Source organism: Clostridium estertheticum, assembly GCF_026650985.1.
GTDB classification, from domain to species: domain Bacteria; phylum Bacillota; class Clostridia; order Clostridiales; family Clostridiaceae; genus Clostridium_AD; species Clostridium_AD estertheticum_C.
The window spans coordinates 1,307,835-1,332,894 of the sequence record NZ_CP086239.1 but is presented as its reverse complement, the minus strand read 5'-3'; the positions used below and the strand labels follow the sequence as shown (position 1 = coordinate 1,332,894).

Annotated in this window: 28 protein-coding genes and 1 other annotated feature; of the genes, 16 read left to right on the top strand and 12 right to left on the bottom strand. The window is 32.4% G+C overall.

Annotation, left to right across the window (positions count from 1 at the left end; all coding sequences use genetic code 11):
- The 3 genes from hisF to hisE are packed head-to-tail and all read left to right on the top strand — an operon-like array spanning position 1 to position 1,498.
- Complete coding sequence (hisF, locus tag LL038_RS06730) at positions 1-762, top strand: imidazole glycerol phosphate synthase subunit HisF (protein ID WP_216126141.1); 762 nt, start codon at positions 1-3, stop codon at positions 760-762.
- Positions 763-788: 26 nt separating this feature from the next.
- Positions 789-1,118 carry a phosphoribosyl-AMP cyclohydrolase gene (gene hisI, locus LL038_RS06725; protein WP_216126140.1) on the top strand — a complete coding sequence of 110 codons (330 nt, stop codon included), beginning with the start codon at positions 789-791 and terminating at the stop codon, positions 1,116-1,118.
- Positions 1,119-1,174: 56 nt separating this feature from the next.
- Entirely contained in the window at positions 1,175-1,498 is a 324-nt protein-coding gene (hisE, locus tag LL038_RS06720) for a phosphoribosyl-ATP diphosphatase (RefSeq protein WP_216126139.1), read from the top strand.
- A 102-nt stretch (positions 1,499-1,600) separates the two neighbouring features.
- Here the strand turns inward: hisE and LL038_RS06715 are convergent, their stop codons facing one another.
- From LL038_RS06715 to LL038_RS06695, 5 genes are all read right to left on the bottom strand, one after another.
- Positions 1,601-2,308: an MIP/aquaporin family protein gene (locus LL038_RS06715; RefSeq protein WP_216126138.1), complete on the bottom strand. Its 708-nt coding sequence runs from the start codon at positions 2,306-2,308 to the stop codon at positions 1,601-1,603.
- Between the two features lie 76 nt (positions 2,309-2,384).
- Positions 2,385-3,875, bottom strand: coding sequence for a glycerol kinase GlpK (gene glpK / locus LL038_RS06710; protein WP_216126137.1), 1,491 nt, complete (start codon positions 3,873-3,875; stop codon positions 2,385-2,387).
- A 131-nt stretch (positions 3,876-4,006) separates the two neighbouring features.
- Positions 4,007-4,372, bottom strand: a complete 366-nt coding sequence (locus tag LL038_RS06705) for a DUF1667 domain-containing protein (protein ID WP_216126135.1) — start codon at positions 4,370-4,372, stop codon at positions 4,007-4,009.
- Positions 4,373-4,378: 6 nt separating this feature from the next.
- Positions 4,379-5,638, bottom strand: a complete 1,260-nt coding sequence (locus LL038_RS06700) for an NAD(P)/FAD-dependent oxidoreductase (RefSeq protein ID WP_216126133.1) — start codon at positions 5,636-5,638, stop codon at positions 4,379-4,381.
- A 15-nt stretch (positions 5,639-5,653) separates the two neighbouring features.
- Positions 5,654-7,093 carry an NAD(P)/FAD-dependent oxidoreductase gene (locus LL038_RS06695; RefSeq protein WP_216126188.1) on the bottom strand — a complete coding sequence of 480 codons (1,440 nt, stop codon included), beginning with the start codon at positions 7,091-7,093 and terminating at the stop codon, positions 5,654-5,656.
- Positions 7,094-7,403: 310 nt separating this feature from the next.
- On the opposite strand from LL038_RS06695, the gene LL038_RS06690 reads away from it, so the two are divergent.
- The 12 genes from LL038_RS06690 to LL038_RS06635 all read left to right on the top strand — a co-directional run bounded on the left by LL038_RS06690 (position 7,404) and on the right by LL038_RS06635 (position 17,397).
- Entirely contained in the window at positions 7,404-7,973 is a 570-nt protein-coding gene (locus tag LL038_RS06690; RefSeq protein ID WP_216126131.1) for a glycerol-3-phosphate responsive antiterminator, read from the top strand.
- Between the two features lie 128 nt (positions 7,974-8,101).
- Entirely contained in the window at positions 8,102-8,410 is a 309-nt protein-coding gene (locus LL038_RS06685) for a hypothetical protein (RefSeq protein WP_216126129.1), read from the top strand.
- Positions 8,411-8,487: 77 nt separating this feature from the next.
- The gene (locus tag LL038_RS06680) at positions 8,488-9,126 is read left to right on the top strand and encodes a histidine phosphatase family protein (RefSeq protein WP_216126127.1); all 639 of its coding nucleotides are present in this window, start codon (positions 8,488-8,490) and stop codon (positions 9,124-9,126) included.
- Positions 9,127-9,233: 107 nt separating this feature from the next.
- A complete protein-coding gene (locus LL038_RS06675) occupies positions 9,234-9,401 on the top strand; it encodes a hypothetical protein (protein WP_162855523.1) in 168 nt (55 codons plus the stop codon).
- A gap of 172 nt (positions 9,402-9,573) precedes the next feature.
- Positions 9,574-10,587 carry a 3-deoxy-7-phosphoheptulonate synthase gene (aroF, locus tag LL038_RS06670; RefSeq protein WP_216126124.1) on the top strand — a complete coding sequence of 338 codons (1,014 nt, stop codon included), beginning with the start codon at positions 9,574-9,576 and terminating at the stop codon, positions 10,585-10,587.
- Positions 10,588-10,599: 12 nt separating this feature from the next.
- Complete coding sequence (locus LL038_RS06665; RefSeq protein WP_216126121.1) at positions 10,600-11,460, top strand: prephenate dehydrogenase; 861 nt, start codon at positions 10,600-10,602, stop codon at positions 11,458-11,460.
- Entirely contained in the window at positions 11,453-12,529 is a 1,077-nt protein-coding gene (gene aroB / locus LL038_RS06660; protein WP_216126119.1) for a 3-dehydroquinate synthase, read from the top strand. The genes LL038_RS06665 and aroB overlap by 8 nt, the downstream gene beginning before the upstream one ends.
- A gap of 29 nt (positions 12,530-12,558) precedes the next feature.
- Complete coding sequence (gene aroA / locus LL038_RS06655; RefSeq protein ID WP_216126117.1) at positions 12,559-13,851, top strand: 3-phosphoshikimate 1-carboxyvinyltransferase; 1,293 nt, start codon at positions 12,559-12,561, stop codon at positions 13,849-13,851.
- A complete protein-coding gene (aroC, locus tag LL038_RS06650) occupies positions 13,832-14,902 on the top strand; it encodes a chorismate synthase (protein ID WP_216126115.1) in 1,071 nt (356 codons plus the stop codon). Before aroA ends, aroC begins: the two co-directional genes overlap by 20 nt.
- Positions 14,903-14,913: 11 nt before the next feature.
- Complete coding sequence (pheA, locus tag LL038_RS06645; protein WP_216126112.1) at positions 14,914-16,035, top strand: prephenate dehydratase; 1,122 nt, start codon at positions 14,914-14,916, stop codon at positions 16,033-16,035.
- Positions 16,036-16,065: 30 nt separating this feature from the next.
- A complete protein-coding gene (aroE, locus tag LL038_RS06640; RefSeq protein ID WP_216126110.1) occupies positions 16,066-16,890 on the top strand; it encodes a shikimate dehydrogenase in 825 nt (274 codons plus the stop codon).
- A gap of 3 nt (positions 16,891-16,893) precedes the next feature.
- Entirely contained in the window at positions 16,894-17,397 is a 504-nt protein-coding gene (locus LL038_RS06635) for a shikimate kinase (protein ID WP_216126107.1), read from the top strand.
- Between the two features lie 385 nt (positions 17,398-17,782).
- Here LL038_RS06635 and trpA read toward each other — a convergent pair whose 3' ends face one another.
- Genes trpA through trpE form a run of 7 tightly spaced genes read right to left on the bottom strand, consistent with a single transcriptional unit; the run spans position 17,783 to position 24,098 of the window.
- Positions 17,783-18,574, bottom strand: a complete 792-nt coding sequence (gene trpA / locus LL038_RS06630; protein ID WP_216126104.1) for a tryptophan synthase subunit alpha — start codon at positions 18,572-18,574, stop codon at positions 17,783-17,785.
- Positions 18,571-19,746 carry a tryptophan synthase subunit beta gene (gene trpB, locus LL038_RS06625; protein ID WP_216126102.1) on the bottom strand — a complete coding sequence of 392 codons (1,176 nt, stop codon included), beginning with the start codon at positions 19,744-19,746 and terminating at the stop codon, positions 18,571-18,573. Before trpB ends, trpA begins: the two co-directional genes overlap by 4 nt.
- Positions 19,746-20,342: a phosphoribosylanthranilate isomerase gene (locus LL038_RS06620; protein ID WP_216126100.1), complete on the bottom strand. Its 597-nt coding sequence runs from the start codon at positions 20,340-20,342 to the stop codon at positions 19,746-19,748. The genes trpB and LL038_RS06620 overlap by 1 nt, the downstream gene beginning before the upstream one ends.
- Positions 20,335-21,102: an indole-3-glycerol phosphate synthase TrpC gene (trpC, locus tag LL038_RS06615; protein WP_216126098.1), complete on the bottom strand. Its 768-nt coding sequence runs from the start codon at positions 21,100-21,102 to the stop codon at positions 20,335-20,337. The genes LL038_RS06620 and trpC overlap by 8 nt, the downstream gene beginning before the upstream one ends.
- Positions 21,099-22,100, bottom strand: a complete 1,002-nt coding sequence (trpD, locus tag LL038_RS06610) for an anthranilate phosphoribosyltransferase (protein WP_216126096.1) — start codon at positions 22,098-22,100, stop codon at positions 21,099-21,101. The genes trpC and trpD overlap by 4 nt, the downstream gene beginning before the upstream one ends.
- On the bottom strand, positions 22,078-22,668 hold the full coding sequence (locus tag LL038_RS06605) for an anthranilate synthase component II (RefSeq protein WP_216126094.1): 591 nt from the start codon (positions 22,666-22,668) through the stop codon (positions 22,078-22,080). The genes trpD and LL038_RS06605 overlap by 23 nt, the downstream gene beginning before the upstream one ends.
- Complete coding sequence (gene trpE / locus LL038_RS06600) at positions 22,668-24,098, bottom strand: anthranilate synthase component I (RefSeq protein WP_216126092.1); 1,431 nt, start codon at positions 24,096-24,098, stop codon at positions 22,668-22,670. The genes LL038_RS06605 and trpE overlap by 1 nt, the downstream gene beginning before the upstream one ends.
- Before the next feature lie 51 nt (positions 24,099-24,149).
- Positions 24,150-24,455, bottom strand: a binding site (T-box leader).
- A 163-nt stretch (positions 24,456-24,618) separates the two neighbouring features.
- Between trpE and LL038_RS06595 the strand changes: the two genes are divergently transcribed.
- The gene (locus LL038_RS06595; protein WP_216126090.1) at positions 24,619-25,041 is read left to right on the top strand and encodes a hypothetical protein; all 423 of its coding nucleotides are present in this window, start codon (positions 24,619-24,621) and stop codon (positions 25,039-25,041) included.
- The last annotated feature ends 19 nt before the right edge of the window (positions 25,042-25,060 follow it).

Sequence of the window (25,060 nt, the reverse complement as noted above, 5' to 3'; positions counted from 1 at the left end):
ATGCTTACTAAAAGAATAATTCCTTGTCTTGATGTAACTAATGGGAGAGTAATGAAAGGAATAAACTTTGTGAACTTAACTGACGTAGGAGATCCTGTTGAAATTGCAGAGTTCTACAACAGCGAAGGTGCAGATGAAATTGTATTTTTAGATATAACAGCTACTCATGAGGGAAGAAAAACAATGATAGATGTTATAAAAAGGACTGCTGAGAAAGTATTTATTCCACTCACTGTAGGGGGAGGAATTAAAAGTATAGAGGACTTTAAGGAAATACTTAGAGCAGGAGCTGATAAAATATCTATAAACTCTGCTGCAATTCGTAATCCTAAACTTATAACACAGGCAGCATCAAAATATGGAAGTCAATGCGTTGTGGTTGCAATAGATGGAAAGAAAAATGAGAATAATATAGGATGGCATGTAGTTATAAATGGCGGAAGAATAAATACGGGACTCGATGCAGTTAAATGGGCAAAAGAAGTTGAAGAACTAGGCGCAGGTGAAATACTTTTAACAAGTATGGATGCAGATGGAACAAAGCAAGGGTATGATATAGAGTTTATAAATGCAATAACGGATATTGTAAACATCCCTGTAGTTGCATCAGGTGGATGTGGTAAAATAGAGGACTTTTATGAAGTTTTTGAAAAAAGTGGAGCAGATGCTGCACTTGCGGCTTCTTTGTTTCATTACAAGGAGCTTTCCATTAGAGAAGTAAAAGAGTATCTTAAACATAAAGAGGTAGAAATTAGAATTTAGGCAAATAAAGAAATGTGGTGGTTATTATGGATAATATAAAAGAAATTCAATTTAATAATGGGTTAATACCTGCAATTATTCAGGAACAATGTAGTGGAGAAGTTTTAATGCTTGCATATATGAACGAGGAGTCTTTTAAAAAAACAATGGAAACTGGAACGACTTGGTTTTTTAGTAGATCAAGAAATAAGTTGTGGAACAAGGGAGAAACGTCAGGGCATTTTCAATATGTAAAAAGTATAAATTTCGATTGTGATGGAGATACAATTCTTATTAAAGTAAAGCAAGTGGGAGCAGCTTGCCATACTGGAAATAAAACTTGTTTTTACAGAGAAATCTGGAAGCAAAAATCATAACTGAAAAAGCAATAACAATTAATGCTTTAAAATAAATATAAAAGGAGAATTGTAAAATGGGTGAAACTAATGTAGTACAGGAACTTTATAAGATAATTGAGGAAAGAAAAACTAGCCCTATAGAAGGGTCATACACTAGTTATCTGTTTGAAGAAGGAATTGATAAAATTCTTAAAAAAGTAGGAGAAGAAAGTGCGGAAGTAATAATTAGTAGCAAAAACGATGACGATAATGAGACTGTTGGAGAAATATCAGATTTATTTTACCACACATTAGTACTTATGGTGGAAAAGGGTATAAAAATAGATGCTGTTGTAGCTGAACTAGAAAAAAGACGTGGAAAGATATGCAATAAAAAGCAAAAGAGAGTAGATATTTAAAATTAGTATTTACAAGCAAATAAAAACATCCAATATTATAATTGGATGTTTTTATTTCATTAATTAATAAGTTATTATTACGACTTTTATTTTAAAATGAAGTTAACCAAACATAGCAACGACTGCGAATGCTCCAGCAAGAGCACCACAAATTGGAGCTACTACTGGTATCCATGCATATCCCCAATTAGAATCGCCTTTACCAGCTATTGGTAATATTGCATGAGCTATTCTTGGTCCTAAATCCCTTGCAGGGTTAATAGCATATCCAGTTGGACCGCCTAAACATAAACCGATTACTAAAATTACAAATGCGGCAATAAGTGGTCCAAATCCAGGAGATGATTTTGTTTGAGCAACCCCTAGTAACGCAAATACTAATACGAAAGTTCCTATAAATTCTGATAAAAAGTTTGCAGGAGTACATTTAATTCTAGGTGCTGTACAGAATACAGCGAGTTTTCCTGCTTTGTTGTCTGTAATTGCCCAATGAGGGTAATACATAAGCCAAACTAGAACTCCACCGACTATTCCTCCAAGCAGCTCAGCTACGATATAACCAGGTACTACTGACCATGATAAACTACCAATAGCAGCGAGCGCTATAGTAAGTGCAGGATTAAATGAAGCTCCACTAGCTGTTCCAAAGATGTAAGCTGGTATACCGACTGCGAATGCCCAACCAAAAGCTATAACTATTAATCCACCATCATGTCCATTTGTTTCATCTAAAACTACATTTGCAACTACGCCATCACCAAGAAGAATTAGTAACGCTGTTCCGAAAAACTCTGCATAATATGGTAACATAATATTATCCCCCTATATATTATTTATTTCAGAAGTAAAATGCATTATGCATTCTACTTCTGCTAAATACATTTTTTTATTCTTCCCAGTCTCTAGATCTACCGACAGCCTTATGCCATCCTTTTAAAAGTTTAACTCTCTTTTCTTCTTCCATTTTTGAATGGAAAGATCTAGAAAGTGCCCAATTTTTTGAAATTTCTTCTTGACTCTTCCAATATCCAACTGCAAGGCCTGCTAAATATGCAGCACCTAAAGCTGTTGTTTCAATAACTTCTGGTCTATCAACTTGAACGTCTAATATATCTGATTGAAACTGCATTAAGAAGTTATTAGCACATGCACCACCATCTACCTTTAAGGATGTAAGTGTAATGCCAGAATCCTCTTGCATAGCTTTTAATACATCATTTGTCTGATAAGCTAAGGATTCAAGTGCTGCTCTTATAAAGTGTTCCTTCTTAGTTCCACGAGTTAAACCAACAATTGTTCCTCTTGCATACGGATCCCAATATGGTGCTCCAAGTCCAACAAAGGCAGGTACCATATATACACCATCTGTATCTTCAACAGCGGTAGCATATTCTTCTGATTCAGGTGAACTCTTAATCATCCTTAATTCGTCTCTTAACCATTGAATGGCAGCTCCTGCAACAAATACACTTCCCTCGAGAGCATAGTTAACTTTACCATCAATACCATAAGCTATAGTTGTAAGTAAACCATTATGTGATTCAACTGCTTTTTCACCAGTGTTCATTAATAGGAAACAACCAGTACCATAAGTATTTTTAGCTGTTCCAGCCTCATAACAAGTTTGTCCAAATAATGCTGCTTGTTGATCTCCTGCAGCACCAGCTATTGCTATTGGAGAGCCAAATATTGAACTGTCAGTATATCCATAACAATAACTTGAGGGTTTAACGTCTGCAAGCATTGATTTTGGTATATCTAAAGTTTTAAGTATTTCATCGTCCCATTTCAATTCATGAATGTTGAATAACATTGTTCTAGAAGCATTTGTATAATCGGTTACATGAACCTTTCCGTTTGTTAATTTCCAAATCAACCATGTATCAATAGTACCGAATATTAAATTACCTTTGTTTGCTTCTTCCCTTGCACCAGCAACATTATCTAGTATCCATTTAACTTTAGTTCCAGAAAAATAAGCATCAAGTATGAGTCCAGTTTTGTCTCTTACTACTTTATCAAAGCCTGTAGTTTTTAATTCATCACATATACCAGCTGTTCTTCTACATTGCCAAACAATTGCGTTATACACGGGAACACCAGTGTGTTTATTCCAAACTACTGTAGTTTCTCTTTGATTAGTTATACCAATGGCAGAAATATCTTTTGCTGTTACACCAATTTTGGCCATAGCTTCTTGTGCTACACCTAATTGAGTAGCCCAAATTTCCATAGGATCATGTTCAACCCAACCTGCTTTAGGAAATATTTGTGTAAATTCTTTTTGAGCTACACTTACAATTAGTCCTTCTTTGTTAAACAAAATACATCTTGAACTTGTTGTTCCTTGGTCTAGTGCAATTACATACTGAGCCATAATTTTTACACCCCTCATCAATTTAATTTGGTAACCGTTTACTTGGGATTTATAAAAACCACGATATTATATTGAATAATATCGTGAATCTTTCATTAATATAATACTAATATATTGTAATGATAATAATATTATACCACGTAAATATTCTTAGTGGCTATAATATTTACCCCTGTATTAACTACATTTTCGAGAACAACATCACCTATATGAACAGGCGCTTTCATTACAATACCTTTTAATGCTTTTACACAATCAAACATTAAATTCTTTGGTATGTCACTCTCAGTTTTTACAGGAACTACTTTAGCGTTTCCTCCAGAAACAAAAACAGATGAAGTGACAATTCTTGTAGGATTAGTACACTCTTTCTTACCGTAAGTCTCACCAATCTTACAATTATTTCCGGATACACTTATAACTTCTTTGCCCTTAAGTTCTACTGTAAGAGCACAACCTACTGGACAGCCTATGCACGTCAATTCCCTTGTACTCATAATATATTACTCCTTTTCAACTTTAATAGTAATTTTTTTGCAGTCGCTGTATTTTTCAAAAACTGCCTTAGTTAATTTAACACTTTCCATTTCACCTGGTGTAAGTATCTTTTTCTTTAAATGCATCTCGCGAACATCATCAAAGTAAACAGATATATAAGCAGCTTTATGAACTTCGCCTACTCTAAATCTAACATCTATTGAATTACCTATGTTTTTAGGATTAATAGTACTTGGTACTGTATACCTAACTCCATCAGTAGCGATTACTTCAATACTTTGTCCCTCCTGGTGAATTCCTTTTATACAGTCTGCAGCATTTTTACCAGCAGTATAACTTTCGGTGGTTACATTATCTACTAAATCATGAACATGAAGCACATTACCACAGGTAAATATTCCAGGAATACTTGTCTGCATACTTTCATCGACTATTGGTCCACCTGTAACCTTATTAAGTACAATATTTGCTTTTCTAGAAAGCTCATTCTCAGGAAGAAGTCCAACAGATAATAATAAGGTGTCACAAGCAATGTATTCCTCAGTTCCACTTATTGGTTTTCTGTTAGCATCCACCTGAGCTATAGTAACTCCCTCAAGTCTATCTTGACCATGTATATTTATTATAGTTGTGCTTAGTTTTAATGGAATGTTAAAATCATCTAAACACTGCACAATATTTCTTTTAAGTCCGCTTGAATGGGGCATTAACTCTACACAAGCTTTTACTTTTGCGCCTTCAAGAGTCATTCTTCTTGCCATTATAAGACCAATATCTCCAGAACCAAGTATTACTACTTCAGTTCCTGGCATTAATCCTTCAGCATTAACATATTTTTGCGCTGTTCCAGCAGTATAAATACCTGCACACCTTGAACCTGGAATGTTTAAAGCTCCTCTGGGTCTTTCACGACATCCCATGGCAAGTATAATTGCTTTTGCCTTAAGTTCTAAAATACCATCTTCTGTATTTACAGCTGTAACTTGTTTATCCGAATTTACATCTAAAACCATGGTATTTAGTTTATACTCAATTTTAAGATCAGTAGCTTTGTCTATAAATCGTTGTGAATACTCTGGTCCAGTAAGTTCTTCTTTAAATGTATGCAAACCAAAGCCATTATGAATACATTGGTTTAAAATGCCACCTAATTGATTATCTCTTTCTAAAATTAAAATACTATCTATTCCTTGGTCCTTTGCAGAAACTGCAGCTGCAAGCCCAGCAGGCCCGCCACCAATTATGATTAAATCATATTCTTGCATATTTATTCCTCCAATTTATAAAGATTCTTTATTCGTTCCTGTTAGTAAAATAGAATTTCCACCTGATTTCGTAACTTCGGAACGAGGTATATTAAGTTCTTTTGCTAGAATGTCTACAACTTTTGTTGAACAAAAACCTGATTGGCATCTGCCCATTCCAGCTCTTGTACGAAGCTTAACTCCATCAAGTGTTGTTGCTCCAAGAGGTCTTCTTATAGCATCTAAGATTTCACCTTCTGTTACAGTTTCACATCTACAAATAACTGTTCCATACTCAGGTATTTCCTTAATTATTGCTTTTCGTTCTTCATTAGACATTTCTCTGAATTTTCTTATACCTTTTCTTATTGGATTAAATTTTAAATTCTTTTCAGGGTTTAGTTTATTTGTTATCATATCCACTACCATTACAGCGATACTTGGTGCACTGCTTAATCCTGGAGATGCAATTGATGCTACATTAATAAAGTTTTTAGCATCAGATGCTTCTTCTATAATAAAATCATCTGTTTCAGTATGAGCTCTATTTCCTGCGAAAGAAGTTATAACCATATTCATAGGGAATGGCATTTCAATGCTTAATTGAGCCTTTTTAATAATATCATCAATACCATCACGAGTTGTATCCAAATCTGCTTTGTCTTCTAAATCAACTGCATTAGGTCCAATTAGCAGATTACCATCAACAGTTGGCGTAACTAGAACTCCTTTTCCAAGTTTAGTTGGAAGTTGAAAAATAGTATTTTTTATTAAAGATCCAGCGGTTCTGTCAAATAAAACATATTCGCCTCGTCTTGGTATTATATTGATTTTATTCATGCTAACCATATTATTCATTTCACCTGAATATAAACCTGCAGCATTTATTACAATTTTTGTTTCAATATCACCTTTATTAGTTTTTATAATATATCCACTTGAACTCTTTTCAATATTTTTAACTTCAGTTTCAAATTTAAATTCTACACCGTTATTATATGAATTTTCAGCTAGAGCAATAGTCATTTCATATGGACAAACAATTCCTCCGTTTGGAGCATAAAGTGCACCAACACAATGCTTTGTTACATTTGGTTCCATTTTTCTAACAGCATCACCATCAATAATTACTAAATCAGGTACTCCATTTAGTTTACCTTGTTCTAGTAAATGGTCAAGATCTGGCATATTCTTCTTGTCGAAACAAAGAACCAAAGAACCATTTCTCTTAAAAGGAAAATCTAATTCCTTTGCAAGGTCTGTAAACATTGCATTACCTTTTGCATTTAATTTTCCCTTCAAAGTACTTGGCTTAGCATCAAACCCACCATGTACAATTGCGCTGTTTGCTTTTGTTGTACCAGAAGCAACATCACTAGATCTTTCAAGCACACATGTTTTTACATTATATTTAGATAACTCTCTTGATATTGAGCAGCCAATAACACCAGCTCCAATAATAGTTACATCAAACATCATTTTACCTCCTAAATGCAAATAAAAAGAGAACCTTGATTAATGGACATAACATGCCCATAGATCAAGGCTCTCTTTTCTCCGCCTTTACTTATTTAAATACATATTATCATATTAATTAGACGATTACAAGGGGTAAATACTAAAAAATACGTAAATTCTAAACGATAACATAATAATATAATATTCTTGAATGAAAAATAATATTGTGATAAACTGAGCATAATAAAATAACTATGACTATAATTTAAATACAATTTAAGGTATCATAAATTATAGTTTAAAATAAATTTTTTGGAGGATATCATTGGTGAATTTAGAACAAATGTTAATAGAAAACCCAGTTATTGCGGCAATAAGAAATGATAAAGATTTGGAAAAAGTAATTCTTAGTAAAGTTCTTATTGTGTTTGTCTTATATGGAAGCATAATGAATATTAAGACAATATGTGAGAGGCTTAAAGAAGCTGGGAAAGTAGTATTTATTCATGTTGATTTAATAGAAGGAGTAAAAGGTGATTATGCAGGACTGCTCTTTATAAAACAATGTGGAGATCCATATGGAATAATAAGCACAAGACCAACTAATATAAAAAACGGAAAGAAATTAGGGCTTTGTGTTATTCAAAGAATATTTGTATTAGACTCTTTATCACTCGAGACAGGAATAAGAAATATACAATCAGTTCTCCCAGATGCTGTAGAACTTTTACCTGGCATTGCAAGTAATATAATTAAAAGTATGGAAAACGAAGTGCGAGTACCAATTATAGCAGGGGGCTTAATTCAAACTAAGAAGGATATAATGCAGGCAATTGGTGCAGGGGCAATGGCCATTTCAACATCAAAACAAGAATTATGGGGTTTATCAGAGCAGTAGTTTAAGTATAAATTACAAAAAAATAATAGCAAATTTAAAATATATAGGTTGAAATATAATTAATAACAACTATATCAATAATATGATATAGTTGTTATTAATTATATTAGGTTAGGAGACGTTAAATTATGTTAGAAATTGATGATAAGGCTTTAAATTATGTTCAGGGTAAAAATTTATGCTTTGTTGTAAGTGTTGAAAATACAGCTGTAGAGTGCGATTGTTCGAATTGTCATACTAACATTAAAACACTTAAAACGAAGGTTTTATTTGAGACTGAAGTGTTAGATAAAGAAGATTATGATATTTATGAATATAAGGGTGTCAAAGTATTTATTTTAAAACAGTTAAAGATTGATTCTGAGTTTATTGTTTATCAAAAAACTAAAATCCCTTTTTTAAAACAACGGTTTGGAACTAAAGGTATCACAGCTTAGTATATTCTGTACGTTTGGTATGTACTATATAATATTTTTTAAAAAAACTAATAACTAATAATAGGAAGTGAATAATATTGAATACAACAATAACACTAATAAGACATGGTGAAACCAACTGGAATGTTCTAGGAAAATTCCAAGGGTGTAAAGATATTATTCTATCAAATGAAGGAATACTTCAAGCCCAATATTTAAATGAAAGATTTCAAAACAAATTTGATTATATTTATACAAGTCCGTTAAAGAGAGCACATGAAACAGCAGAAATCATATCCAAAGGTAGTAATATTATACCTATAGTTGAACCAGGTATAACAGAAATAGATTTTGGAGAGTGGGAAGGTCTTACCATTAAGGAAGTTGAAACAAACTACCCAAAAGAATTAGTTTTATGGAGAACCGATGAACTTAATGGCCCTATGTGTGGTGGGGAATGGAGTCTTAAAATTGCCAGCATGCGGGCTAAGGAGGCAATCTTAAATATCGCAACTAAGCATCCAGGAAAAAAGATTATAATAGTAGCTCACGGCGGAATTATTAAAGCTGGACTACTAGGCATCTTTGACCTTAAAATGACTATGTATCATAAAATAATTTTAGGAAATACATCCGTATGTAAAATAATTTTTGATAATGACTTAAATCCTAAAATAATTACATTAAATGATACAAGCCATCTTCCTGACAACTATAGGATAAAATCTTATGTTTAGAATATTAAGAATTTAGAAGCAAATCCTTGACAAATACTCCAGTTTGTTATAATATTTAAACATTAAAGAATTTACAGGTACTAATTATAAATTTGTGAGGTATTATTATGAAAAATATCATTATTAAAGAAATCACTAAAAAAGTATATTTTTATTTTAGCTGGGGCTATCGTTATTTTAGCATTGGTTACTTTTTGTGCAAAAAAATATATAAGATTTCTTTAAATAATGAGTTTAGAAATAAAACTATAATACCGGCTTATGCTGAATTATAGAAAGTAAACTAAGTCTGTACGCAAGGAAGACTCATTATAGGGGTTCCTTCTTTTAAAAAAGGAGGTCCCATTATAAGGGGGCTTCCTTTTTTTTATAATTCTTTATAACAAATTATAAGTTAAGTATATTTTTTAAGCTAAGTTTAAAGTAATATTTTAGGAGGAATTTTATATGGTAATCGTAATGAAAGCAAATGCAAAAGAGAATCAAATTTTGGCTATGAAGAAAAAATTAGAGGAATTAGGTTTCATGGTTCATGTTTCTAAGGGAGAAAGTCATTGTGTTTTAGGACTCGTTGGAGATACAACTACAATAAACGAAAGTCAAATTGAGGCAGTAGAGTGTGTTGATAAGGTTATGAGAGTTCAGGCGCCTTACAAAAGAGGTAACAGACTATTTCATCCAGATGATTCAATAATAAAGGTAGATGAGCTAACAATTGGTGGAAAAGAACTAGCGATAATAGCCGGGCCTTGCGCTGTTGAAAGTGAAGAGCAATTAATACATATTGCAAAAGATGTAAAAAGAGCTGGAGCTAATTTCCTAAGAGGAGGGGCTTACAAACCAAGAACTTCACCATACAGTTTTCAAGGAATGGAAGAAGAAGGGCTAAAAATATTATTAGAGGCTAAAAAAATAACAGGACTCCCAATAGTAACCGAAGTTATGAGTGTTGAACTTGTTGATAAAATATCTCAATATGCTGATGTTCTACAAATTGGTGCTAGGAATATGCAAAATTTCGATCTTTTAAAGGAAGTAGGAAGATGCAATAAAACGATTTTATTAAAAAGAGGCATGAGCGCAACTATTGAAGAACTACTTATGTCAGCTGAGTACATAATGTCTGAGGGAAATGAAAAAGTAGTTTTATGCGAAAGAGGAATTAGAACATTTGAAACTTTTACAAGAAACACTTTAGATTTAAGCGCAATTCCTGTACTTAAGAAACTTAGTCATTTACCAGTTATAGTAGATCCAAGTCATGCTGCTGGAAAATGGTGGTTAGTAGAGCCACTTGCAAAAGCTGCTATAGCAGTTGGTGCAGATGGTCTTGAAATTGAAGTACACTATGATCCTGCTAATGCATTTAGTGATGGCCCTCAATCTTTAAAACCTGAAAAATTCGAATCTCTTATGGACTCTATAAGAGTAATTGCAAAAACACAAAACAAAATAGTTTAAGAGGTGGTAAATTTGGATTGTACTGACTTTAATATTACAATTGTAGGCCTAGGACTTATAGGGGGTTCCTTTGCCATGGCACTAAGAAAATTAAATCCTAAAAACATTTGGGCCATTGACATTGATAAAGAAACGCTAAGAGTGGCGGAGGAAATGAATATCATTGATAAAGGATATTTAAGTCCAGAAATACCGCTTAGTAATTCAGATATTGTTATACTTGCAGTTTATCCTCAAAAGACTATAAATTTTGTAAAAAGCAATATGAGTTCATTTAAAATTGGGGCAGTTATTACAGATACTGCTGGAATTAAGAGTAATTTAATACATGAAATTATGCCTGTACTTAGGAAAGATTTAGATTTTATAGGTGGACATCCTATGGCAGGAAAAGAAGAATCAGGACTTAAGGCTGCATCAAAGGATATGTTTAAAAATGCAAATTACATTATAACCCCGATTAATGGAAACAAAGAAGAAAATATAAATTTAGTAGGGACTATTGCTAAAGGTATGGGTTGCAAAAGAGTAGTGTATCTTACCCCGAAAGAGCATGATGATATAATTTCTTATACGAGTCAGTTACCACATATTATAGCTGTTTCGCTAATCGATTGTAATAGTTTAATTAAAGGGACATCCAAGTTCATTGGAGGAAGCTTTAGGGACACGACTAGAGTTGCTACTATAAATGGTGAATTATGGCCTGAATTACTCTTATATAATAAGGAAAATATAATTAGTAAGATTGAAGATTTTGAAAAAAACATAAAAGAAATAAAAACCGCAATAATAAATAATGATGATGTTTTTCTTAAAAAAAGGTTTGAGGATGCAACAAAGAAAAGAGAGGAGATTGTTAAAGATGTTTAATATAGAAGTTAAGGCTTCCAGCGGAAGTTATCCAATATATATTAAAATTGGATTGTTAGATGAAATTGGAGTAGAAGTTAAGAAGATATATAAAGGAAGTAGAATAGCTGTTGTAACGGATTCTAATGTTGATGAGTTTTATGGTCAAAAGACCATTAACTCATTAAAAGAGTCAGGTTTTGAAACTTTTAAAATTGTGGTAAAAGCAGGAGAAGAAAGCAAGTCATTTAAAACACTGCTCGAGGTGTATGATAAACTTTTAGATTTTAAGATAAATAGAGGAGATATTATTATTGCATTAGGTGGTGGAGTGGTTGGCGATATGGCTGGTTTTGCAGCCTCAACTTTCTTAAGGGGTATTTCCCTTATACAAATTCCAACTACACTACTTGCACAGGTGGATAGTAGTGTAGGAGGGAAGGTTGCAGTAGATTTGCCACGTGGAAAGAATTTAGTGGGAAGTTTTTATATGCCTAAGGCAGTTTTTATCGATCCATTACTTCTTAGAACACTTAATGATAAGTATTTAAATGATGGTATGGGTGAAGTCATAAAATATGGGGCTATCAAAGATAGTGAGTTATTTAATACTTTAATGAAATATGAAAATAAAGAAGCCCTTTTGAGTGAAATAGATAAAATTATATATACTTGTTGCTCTATTAAAGCAACTCTTGTTGAATTAGATGAGAAGGATACAGGAGAAAGAATGTTATTAAATTATGGTCATACCATTGGTCACGCAATTGAGCAGTTCTTTAATTTCACAAAATACTCTCATGGAGAGGCAGTAGCAATGGGTATGTATTCTATAACTAAACTCGGAGAAGAACTAGGATTAACTAAGATAGGGTCATCTATTGCTATAAAAGATATTTTAGTTAAGTATAATCTGCCATGGGAGTTGCCTGAAATAAGAACTCAAGCTATAATTGAAACTATTAGTCATGATAAGAAAAATATTGGGGGATCCATGAATTTAATATTAATAGAATCCATCGGGAATAGCTTTATTGAAAAAATTGATAAAACTAAAATAGAGAATTATCTTCAAAAAATCATAAAATGATTTATTATATTGAATTGGGGTGCTGAAAAATGAAATCTGTTATAATTAAACCTTCTTATTTAAATGGAAAAGTGAAAATTCCACCGTCAAAATCATTATCTCATAGAGCAGTTATAGCAGCAGGATTAAGTAATGGAAAATGTTCTATTGATAATATTAGTATGTCTGAGGATATAATAGCCACTTGCGAAATAATGGAGAAACTTGGAGTTGATATTAAAAGATTACCAAGTAACATTAAAGTATGTGGGAAAGGTAAGCCGACCTTTAAGCTTAGTGAAAATCTAAGTAATGAACTACAATGTAATGAAAGCGGATCAACTTTAAGGTTCTTAATTCCTATAGCGATGCTGACTGGAGAAAAAATAGTATTTAATGGTAAGTCTAAACTAGTACAAAGAACACTTAAACCATATTATGATATTTTTGATAAGCAGAACATAAAGTACACTACAAATAACGGTAATCTGCCCTTAACGGTAGAAGGAAGCCTTGAACCTGGTGTTTTCGAACTTAGAGGGGATGTAAGTTCTCAGTTTATTACTGGACTTATTTATTCACTTCCTTTATTAGACGGGGATTCAATAATTAAGATTACTACTAAAATGGAATCTATTGGATATATAGATTTAACTTTAGATGTACTTTCTAAATTTGGTGTAAAAATAGAAAATAACAATTATAGAGAATTTAAGATAAAGGGTAATCAACATTACAATAGGATAGATTACAGAGTTGAAGGTGATTTTTCTCAAGCAGCGTTTTATCTTGCTGCGGGTGTATTAGGCGGAGAAGTGCAGTGTACGGATTTAAATATGGAATCTCTTCAAGGAGATAAAGTAATAGTAGATATAATTAAAAATATGGGTGGAAATATTACTATTAAAGATGGTATTTTAAAGGCATCAAAATCAAATTTAAAAGGGACTATTGTTGATGCATCTCAATGTCCTGACCTTGTACCAATAGTTGCTGTTCTTGCAGCATTAAGCGAGGGAACAACGGAGATTATTAATGCAGGTAGAGTTAGAATAAAGGAATCGGATAGATTAAAGGCTATGGCAACAGAGTTAAATAAAATTGGAGCGGAGATTATAGAAAAAGAGGATTCACTGATAATTCACGGGAAGCCAGCTCTTCGCGGCGGAGTTGTAAGCAGTTGGAATGATCATAGAATAGCTATGGCTATGGCTATTGCTTCAATTAGATGCAGTGAGGAGCTTACAATCGAGGACAGCGGAGCAGTTAAAAAATCTTACCCAGGGTTTTATGAAGATTTTAAGAGTCTAGGAGGGAAAATTAATGAGCGGACAATGGGGTAAAAAAGTTAAGTATTCTATATTTGGAGAATCTCATGGGAGAGGAATAGGTATAACTATTGATGGATTACCACCAGGCATTAAGCTTGATATGGATTTTATAAATGGTGAAATGCAAAGAAGGGCACCAGGACGTGATGAATTTTCAACTAAAAGAAAAGAAGGAGACAAAGTTGAAATATTAAGTGGATATTTTAATGGTTACACCACAGGGACACCTCTTTGTGGCGTTATTTTTAACGAAAATCAAAATTCAAAAGATTATGACAAGTTGAAAAATTTAGCAAGGCCAGGTCATGCAGATTTCACAGGAAAAGTTAAGTATTCAGGTTTTAATGATTACAGAGGTGGAGGTCATTTCTCAGGAAGAATTACAGCGCCACTTGTTTTTGCAGGGGCAGTAGCAAAACAAATACTTTTTGATAAGGGAATTGTAATAGGAAGTCATATTTTAAGTATTGGGAATGTATTTGACAGCTATTTTGATGGTGTTAATTTAAAGATACAGACGTTAGCAGATGTTCTAAGAAAAGATTTTCCTGTGCTTGATGATTTAAAAGGGAAAGAAATGAAGAATATTATATTAAAAGCTAAGGAAGAAACTGATTCAGTTGGAGGGATAATCGAAGGTTCTATATTAAATCTACCTTGTGGACTAGGCGAACCATTCTTTGATTCGCTAGAAAGTAATTTAGCACAATTGTTATTTTCTGTACCTGCAGTAAAGGGTGTAGAATTTGGAATGGGATTTGAAATAACAAAAATCAGGGGAAGCAAGGCAAATGATGTTCCTTATATATATGAAGAAAAGGTGCTTACTAAAACAAACAACAATGGTGGAATAAATGGAGGAATATCTAATGGAATGCCTGTGATTTTTAGAGTTGCAATGAAACCTACACCTTCAATCGCAAAAACTCAAAATACCATTGATATGGCAACTGGTGAAAATTCAGAAATATCAGTTATAGGTAGACATGATCCTTGTATAGTTTTAAGAGCACTACCGGTAATTGAAGCTTGCGCAGCAATGAGTATTTTAGATTTTATATAGGAGGTGTTCTAATGGGTAATTTAGATGATTTAAGAAATAAAATTGATGAAATTGACGCTAGTCTTGTATCATTATTTGAAAAGCGTATGGAAACAGTTTTAAAGGTAGCTGAGTATAAGAAGGCAAATGGTATTGCCATTTTAAATCAAGGACGTGAAGAAGCAGTTATAAAGAAGAATTTAAACATCGTTAAAAATAAGGATTTATACTCAGAGGTAGAAGAATTTTTTAAATCAGTTATGGAAATAAGTAGGGGGTTTCAGGATAAAACTCTAAATAAAAGTCAAGATTTGCCTGCTGATAAGAATTTGATTGTTGGTTTTTATGGTGTTACAGGTTCATTTAGCGAACAGGCATTAAAAGAATATTTTGGAGAAAATGTGGACACAAAAGAAATAAGTGAGTTTGAAGATATATTTTTAGATCTTAAATATGGAAAAATAAATTATGGAGTTATTCCTATAGAGAATTCTTCAACTGGTGCAATATCTGAGGTTTATGACCTTCTTAATAAATATGATTTTTATATAACAGGAGAAAAATATCTAAAAATAAGTCAGAATTTAATGGGAATTAAAGGTTCAACATTAGATAATATCAAAGAGGTTTATTCCCATCCGCAAGGACTTGAGCAAAGCATGGAATTTTTAAAAGGGTATAAACAATGGAAGCTTACTCCTTATAAGAGTACTGCTAAAAGTGCAGAATTAGTTAAAAATAAAAACGATAAAACGCTAGCTGCGATAGCTAGCACTAAGGCAGCAGAGATATATGATCTTGAAATATTACAAAAAAATGTAAATTCAAATACAACAAATATGACTAGATTTGTTGTCATTGGCAAAGAGATGGAGTCAAATACGAAAAGCAATAAAACAAGTTTAGTTTTATCAACTACCCACAAGGCAGGTTCGCTGTATCATGTCTTAAAGCATTTTGCAGAAAATGATATAAATCTTATGAAAATTGAATCTAGACCCATCAAAGATAAACCATGGGAATATTTTTTTTACATTGATTTCCAGGGAAATATTAACGAAAATAAAATTATAAATGCAATTGAACTAATAAAAAAGAATAGTCGTTATTTTAAAATATTGGGTAATTATAGAAGTGAGATAATCAATATTTAATAATTGCTATTAAAGAGATGAGGGGAAGTTATGTCAGAGTTATATGGTCTACTTGGAGAAAAACTAACACATAGTGTTTCACCGCAAATACATTCAAAAATCTTTAATAAATTAGGAATGAAGGGTTATTATCATTTGTTTGAAGTAGAAAAAAAAGATCTTAAAGCGGTTATGGAAGGGTTTAAGGTTATTAAACCAAGAGGTATTAATGTAACCATTCCTTATAAAATTAAAGTTATGGAATTCCTTGATGAAATTAGTACAGAGGCAAAAGCAATAGGAGCTGTAAACACCATAAAGTTTGAAAATGGGAACACTATTGGGTATAATACAGATTACTTTGGAATTGGAATGTTATTTAATAAAAATGATATAAAAGTGGAAAATAAAAAAGCAACGATATTTGGTAATGGCGGGGTAGCGGTTGCTATGGTGAATTACCTTTTAAATAATGGAATCAGTGAAATTACTGTAGTGACAAGAAATGTTTCAAAGCTTAAGGAGAATAGTAGCTTTAATTCTTGCAGAGTGATTTCTTATAATGAAATTCAGGAAATTAAAGAGCCTAGCATAGCGATAAACTGTACACCACTTGGAATGTATCCAAACCTAAACAATTCACCTATTGAAAAAAAATATATTGGTAAATTTACAAGTGCCGTAGATATGATTTACAATCCCAAAGAAACGCTATTTTTAAAGTATGCGAAAGAGGCGGATTTAAAAGCAGTTAATGGTCTGTATATGCTTGTTGGTCAGGCAACCTGCGCTCAGGAAATATGGAATAATATTAAAATTACAAAGAAAATAATTGATGAAATTTATGAAGAGGTAGGTAGAGGAGTAGAGAAATAGAATATGAAAAATATAGTTCTGATTGGAATGCCCGGTTGTGGTAAAAGTGAAATTGGAGAAATACTTGCAGAGAAAATAGAGATGGATTTCATAGATGTAGATGTTTTTATTGAATCTAGTACAAGCCGTTCAATTACTGAAATATTTAAAAATGGTGAGGATGTATTTAGAGATATAGAATCTATTGCAGTTATGGACTTATCGAAAAAAAATCATGTAGTTATTTCAACTGGTGGTGGAGTAATTAAAAGATATGAAAATATAATAAATCTTAAGAGAAATGGCATTATTATTTATATCAATCGTCCAATTGAAAATATAGTATCTGATATAAATATTGAGGGGCGCCCCTTACTTGCAAAGGATCCAGGTAGAATATCTAAATTGTTTGATGAGAGAGGACCACTTTATAAAAAGTATTGCGATTATGAGGTAATGAATATTAGTGAAATAAATGATGTAGTAAATGATATTATACAAATATATACAAAATCACAGGCGAAATAACATGAATTTCTAAAAAATACAGGATAAATTAGTCTATATGATCATGTAGTAAAAATTAGTCACATAGAAACCATTATGTTTAATTAATAATGATTTCTATGTGACCTTGTATTTTGAATGATTGCATGAAAGTATGAAATTTCTCCATAGTTACTAGAAATAAGAAGTGTAGAAACATTGTAATTCGATTTAGAAATTCTTATTTTGCTAATATAAAATTCTCGTGAGACTTCCTGGAAGGAAGGCTAGCGAACCGGCTGAAAGCCGAATGTGAGTGTTAGAGGATTTTATATTTTCAAAATATTAGAATTTCTTAATCAAATTTCACGTTTCAAACTCTTATTTCAAGTCAAAACGGAGACATGTTATATGGATTACATCTTGTTTAATTTATTGCATTTTTTATACCTAGTGCAAAGTCGTATACTCTTTTTAATATTTCCTTTCGCGAGCCACCCTCAGCAACCAATTTAATTATTGCACTTCCAACAATAATGGCTTCACAATAAGGGGCGTATGCCTTTGCCATTTCAGCATTTGATATTCCAAAACCAAGTCCTTTAGGCATATCCGTATACGTAGAAACTAAATCCATATACTCTTTAATGTCTGTATTAAGTTTTTGCCTTGTTCCTGTAACCCCGTTTACGGAGACACAATATACAAAACCTTTTCCAAGAGTAGTTATAGCTTTAATTCTTGATTTCGATGTTGGAGCAACCATTGGTATTATGCATATATCATATTTATCTGCAATTTCTATTACTTCAGCTCTCTCCTCCAGTGGAAGATCAGGAATTATCAATCCATCAATACCAACTTCCTTGCATTTCTTAAAAAACGCAACATCACCATATTTAAATATTGAATTATAATAAAGTAGATATACTAGTGGAATTTGCGTCTTTTCTCTTATCTCGTGAACCTTTTCCATAATAGATTTTATTTTAGTTCCATGAGCTAATGACCTAGTAGAGGATGCCTGTATTACTGGTCCATCTGCCATAGGATCAGAATATGGAACTCCAATCTCTATTATATCAGCACCAGCTTTTTCAAGAGTTAGAACTAATTCTAAGGTTGTATCTAAATCTGGATCTCCACCAGTTATAAAAGGTATAAATGCTTTTTCGTTTTTTGATTTAAGATAATTAAATTTCTCAACTATTCTATTCATAACTTTACCCCCATAATTTGCGCTATTGTATTTATATCTTTGTCGCCACGTCCTGAAAGATTAATAATAATTATTTTATCTTTTGGAAGTGTTGGTGCCAGTTTCATTGCATAGGCAACTGCATGAGAACTTTCTATAGCCGGAATTATTCCTTCGATTTTTGTGAGTTCCATAAAGGCATTTACGGCCTCGTCATCTGTAGCACTAAAATATTGAGCACGATGTATGTCATGAAGATGAGCATGTTCAGGTCCTATTCCAGGATAATCAAGACCTGCGGATATTGAATAAACAGGCATTATTTGACCGTCTTCATCTTGAAGTACATATGTTTTCATTCCGTGAATTATACCTACAGTACCTTTAGTGATAGTTGCTGCATGTTGATTTGTATTTAGCCCTTTGCCTGCTGCTTCAACCCCAATAAGTTTTACATCTTTATCCTCGATGAAAGGGTAGAATATGCCCATAGCATTACTCCCTCCACCAACGCATGCTATTATATAATCAGGTAATCTATCTTCGCAATCTAATATCTGCCTTCTAGCTTCATCTCCAATAACCCTTTGGAAGTCACGAACCATTGTTGGATATGGATGTAATCCCATGGTAGATCCTATAACATAAAAAGTATCTTCCACATTACTGACCCAATCTTTCATAGCTTCATTAACAGCATCTTTTAATGTGCCTGTACCAGTAGTAACTGAGGTAACCTTAGCACCTAACATCTTCATTTTAAATACATTTAGAGATTGTCTTTGTATATCTTCCTCGCCCATGAATACTTCACACTCAAGTCCGAACATTGCAGCTACAGTAGCTGTTGCAACTCCGTGTTGGCCTGCGCCGGTTTCGGCTATTATTCGTTTCTTTCCCATTCTTATTGCAAGTAGTATCTGTCCTAGTGCATTATTAATTTTATGAGCTCCTGTATGGTTTAAATCTTCTCTCTTTAAATATATTTTTGCCCCACCTAATTTTTTTGTGAGATGCTCTGCATAATATAATGGAGTTTCACGACCGGCATAGTTCTTAAGATAATATTTGTATTTAGCTATGAACTCAGGATCCACTTTAGCTTTTTCATATTCTTCCTCTAGTATTATAATTGCATTCATTACTGTTTCGGGGGCATATTGACCACCGTATTCTCCAAATCTACCTTTCATTATAAATTCCTCACTTTCTTAATAAATTCTTTTATTTTTTCATAATCCTTAAATCCATCTGTTTCTACACCACTTGATACATCAACCCCATAAGGGTTTAATGTTGTAATCCCTTGCTTAACATTTTCACTAGTTAATCCACCAGCTAGCATAATGGTATTCCCATCAACTTTTTTATAAGCAAGGTTCCAATTAAAGCTTTCTCCGGAACCAGAAGTGCTATTATCTAAAAGAAATTTTGCACATTTGTAGTGGCCTATTTCGGAAATACTTTCAATGTTATTAATTTTAAGCGCTTTCCAAATTTCATATCCTTTAAACTTATTTATATATTCTTGGTTTTCATGGCCATGAAACTGGAGAACATCAAGATGTAATTTTTCTGCAATATCTATCACAACTGATGGATCTTCATCAACAAAAACGCCAACTTTTTGAATATTTTTACTCAAATTTTCTATTAATTTACATGCATACTCGCAGTCTACTTGCCGTTTGCTTTTAGCAAAAACAAATCCAACATATTCTGGGAGCAGATCGTTAAGATACTCTATGTCGCAATGTCTTCTGATTCCACAAATTTTAATTTTAGTCATGGCAGGCATTAAGGAAGGTTTCAACACTATCCGGGTTTCTCATAAAGGATTCCCCGATAAGTACTGCGCTTGCTCCGATTGATTTTAAATACAAAACATCACTTATTGAACTTATTCCGCTCTCAGACACTACAATTTTATCATTTGGTATATACTTCATTAGCTTCTCAGTAGTATGAATATCAACATTGAAATTACTTAAATCTCTATTGTTTATACCTATTATTTTTGAGCCACATTCAAGGGCAAGTTCTATTTCAAAGCTATTATGGACTTCTACCAAACAATGAAGCCCTAAAGAGGTTGCAATTTCAAAATAAGATTTAAGTTTATCCTTAAGAACAGTAGCAATTAGTAGAATAGCATCAGCACCAAGGGCAACAGATTGATATATTTGATATTTATCTATAATAAAATCTTTCCTTAGTATGGGCATAGATGTATTTTCTTTAACCAAAAGAACATTTTTATCATCTCCTAAGAAATATTTTTTCTCAGTTAGAACTGAGATAGCATCAACACCATATTTTTCATAGTTTAAAGCAGTCTTAATAGGGTCAAAATCTGGATCAATAAGACCCTTGGATGGAGAAGCTTTTTTAACTTCAGCTATAATAGATAGGCCATTTTTATTAAGTGCTCCTCCAAAATCTCTTATTACTCTGTGTTTTATATTAATCAGATTTTTCAATGGTTTTTGAATCTTTTCATCTTCAATCTGAAGTATTTTATTTTTGACTATTTCATCTAATATATTCATGATAATCTTAGCTCCTCAAGCTTCATTAGAGCTTTACCTGAGTTTATTAATTCTTCAGCGAGTAATACTCCATCTTTTATAGTTTCACACTTTTTGCCAATATATAAAGCTGCAGCTGCATTTATTACTACAATATCTCTTTGAGGTCCTTTTTTCCCTTTTAAAACATTTAGAATAATACCTGCATTATCCTTAGCGCTGCCTCCAACTATATTTTCAAGTATTGTTCTTTTAATGCCAAATTCTTCTGGATATATTTTATAATCAGTTACAATTCCATCTTTTAATTCGCTGACATAAGTAAAACCTGTAGTGGTTATTTCGTCTAGTCCATCTTCTCCATGAACTACAAGGGCCCTCTCTGATCCAAGATTTCTTAAAACCTTGGCAACTGGATTCGTTAGGTCTTTACTGAAAATACCAAGGGTCTGTCCACGTATAAAAGCTGGATTTGTTAATGGTCCTAAAATATTGAAAATAGTTCTAGTTCCTATTTCACGCCTTGGTGATGCTGCATTTTTCATAGCTGAATGGTAGTTTTGAGCAAATAGAAAAGCCATACCTTTTTCCTCAATTAAGTTTGCAGCAAGACTTGGGTCTATATTTATATTGATCCCAAGCTGCGCTAGTACATCCGCACTTCCGCTTTGACTAGAGACTGCACGATTACCATGTTTAGCTACTTTTACCCCGCCAGAGGAGGCAATTATTGCGCAAGCGGTAGATATATTAAAAGTTTTACCTCCGTCACCACCAGTGCCACAGGTGTCAATTGCATAATCGCTAATTAGATTTACATGTTTTGCGTTATCCCTCATAGCTTTTGCACAACCTGTAATTTCATCGATTGTTTCACCTTTCATCCTTAATCCAACAAGGAATCCTCCTATTTGAGCAGGAGTTGCTTCTCCCTTCATTATCCCATTCATAAAATCATAAGCTTCTTTCTGCGTTAAATTTTGATTTTGTATAATTTTACTTAGCACCATCTTTAACATTACAAATCACCTCCACAAAATTTTTTATTATTTCTTTTCCTCCTTCACTAAATATAGATTCGGGATGAAACTGAAGCCCATATATCTGAAAATTATTATGCTTTATAGCCATTATTAATCCATCTTTTGTTTGGGCAGTAATTTCTAAATCTTTTGGCAAAGTAGCTTTCTCTACAATTAAAGAATGATACCTCATTATTTTTAGATTGTTTTTTAAACCTTTAAACAATCCTTTTCCATTATGGCTAATGATAGAGGTTTTCCCATGCATTATTTCCGGTGCCTTTATAACTTTTGAGCCATAGGCATAACCTATAGCTTGATGTCCTAAACAAATGCCAAGAATTGGTATAATGCCTTCGAAAGCTCTTATTACTTCAACACTTAATCCTGCATTTTCTGGCCTGCCCGGTCCAGGAGAAATAATAATACCTTCTATCGGTAGTTTTTTTAATTCTTTTATTGTAAATTCGTCATTTCTTAAAACTTTTACGTCTTTATACAATTCACCTACATATTGATATAAATTATAAGTAAAGGAATCATAATTATCTATTATTAAAATCATTACAATACCTCCATTAATGCCATAGTTTTATTCATGGTTTCAGTGTGTTCTGTCTCTGGTACTGAGTCATATACAATTCCTGCACCGCCTTGAACATAAGCAAAATCATCCTTAAATACTATTGTCCTTATGGCTATGCAAGTATCCATGTCGCCACCATATGAGAAATAACCAATGGCGCCTGAATATATACCACGTCTTGTATTCTCTAATTCATCAATGATTTCCATAGCCCTTATCTTAGGGGCACCTGAGACTGTTCCTACAGGTAAACAAGATTTAAGTGCATCAAAGCAATTTAATTCTTTTTTTAAAGTACCTGACACCTTTGAACATATATGCATTACGTGGGAGAAGGCTTCAACTTCCATAAATTTATCTAACTTTACAGAGCCAAATTCACTTATTTTTCCTATATCATTTCTACCAAGATCCACAAGCATTAAATGTTCTGCAAGTTCCTTCTCATCTTTTAACAATTCCTCTTTTAATAGTTCATCTTCTTTTACAGTCTTACCACGAGGCCTTGTTCCTGCAATAGGATTAGTCATTACCAAATTACCTTTAACTTTAACTAAACTCTCAGGTGATGCACCAGCTAACTTAAAATCTTCAAAATCTATATAAAACATATAAGGGGACGGGTTGCTACGGCGTAGTTTCCTATATACTTCAAAGGGGTCTATGCTATTTTTAACCTTAAATCTTTGAGATAAGACTACTTGAAAAATATCACCTGATGTTATATAATCTTTTGCTTTATCAACAAGTTTACAAAAATCCTCTTTTTTATAATTAGAAATCAATTCTTTATTTTGTGAATTTTCAATTAATTTATGATGTACGTTTTCGCCACTTACCATTGCTTTCATAATATTTAGCCTACTTAAAACAGTATCATAATCCTCATCTTCCTCTGGAAACACATTATGAATTAACATTAATGTATTTTTAAAATGATCAAAGCATATAAATTCTTTATAAAAAAGCAAACAGGTCTCTGGTAAATTTAATTCGTCTGGATTATTATCTGGTAATTTTTCATATTGTCTTATTACATCATAACCAATATAACCAATTGCACCTCCGATAAAAGGTAGTTCTAAGTCATTCTTATCATATTGTTTAAGTAGATGCCCCTCTGCAAAATCTAATATCTTACCAGTTTTTTCTTTCATTTCATTTCCTTTAGTTATATTTACATTTTCACCTCGGCTACTTAATATCATGTATGGATCACTTCCCATAAATGAGTACCTAGATTCTTCTTTAGAAGATGAAGCACTTTCGAGTAGAAATTTATATTTTCCTTTTAGTTTGTAATAAATATTTACTGGTGTAAGTTCATCACCGTTGATTTTAGTGAACATTGGAAAAATTACGTTCAAAGATTTTTTATCTTCAAATTCTTTCTGAGTTAAATTAACCATATTATCATCACCCCTTTATTTTTTTGTACAACAAAAAACACTTCATCCGTATAATGGGACGAAGTGACCGCGGTGCCACCCATATTAGTTATTTAGTTATAAAAAAATAAAAACACTTCATCCTACTAAAGGACGAAATGCAAAATTTCGTTATACCACCTAAATAATTATCTTTGTCAGGCACAGATTTCTCGATTGCCCTGTCCATGTAACGGTAGACACCCCGGTTAATGCTACTACTAGTTCGCATCACATCTCACAGACCCATTCAATAACGGCTACAGTACCCAGCTTTCACTAATCCAGGTTCGCTTAAACTAAATTCCCTTATCTACTATTTCTGCTCATTGATATTATTTAATATAATACAGTGTTAATTAATGCTTGTCAACTAATACTTTGTAATTTAATTAGTTTAAAATATCTTTATTAAATTAATAAAATATGATAATATTTAATTAATAATAATTATTTGAAAACAAAAAGTATTAATGTAATAATTATATGGTAAATAAACTAAATGACTTTTTATGTAAACAATGTAGTGGATGACGGAAAAACGAAGCCTCTAAAGCCAAATGAAATAAAGAACTATAAAAAACTATTTAGTCTTCAGTTACAAATGCCAAATATTTGGCAAAATATTATTAGTAAGGATATTAAAATAGTTGCAATATTTGCACCTATTGATGAGGATCATACTCATATATATCTTAGATTTTATCTAAAATTCATGAAACTACCTATATTAAAACAAATAGTTAATGGAATGAGTACTTTTAGTAATAAATATATACTTCATCAAGATCGGAGGGTTGTTTTAACTCAAATTCCTATAAAATCTGAACTAACAATGAATGAAAATCTTATTCAAGGAGATACACCTATTATTGAGTACCGTAGAAGAAGAGCTTTTTTGAAAGGTGAAATAGCGAAAAAGTAAAATAAGTAAGGGGCTTTAA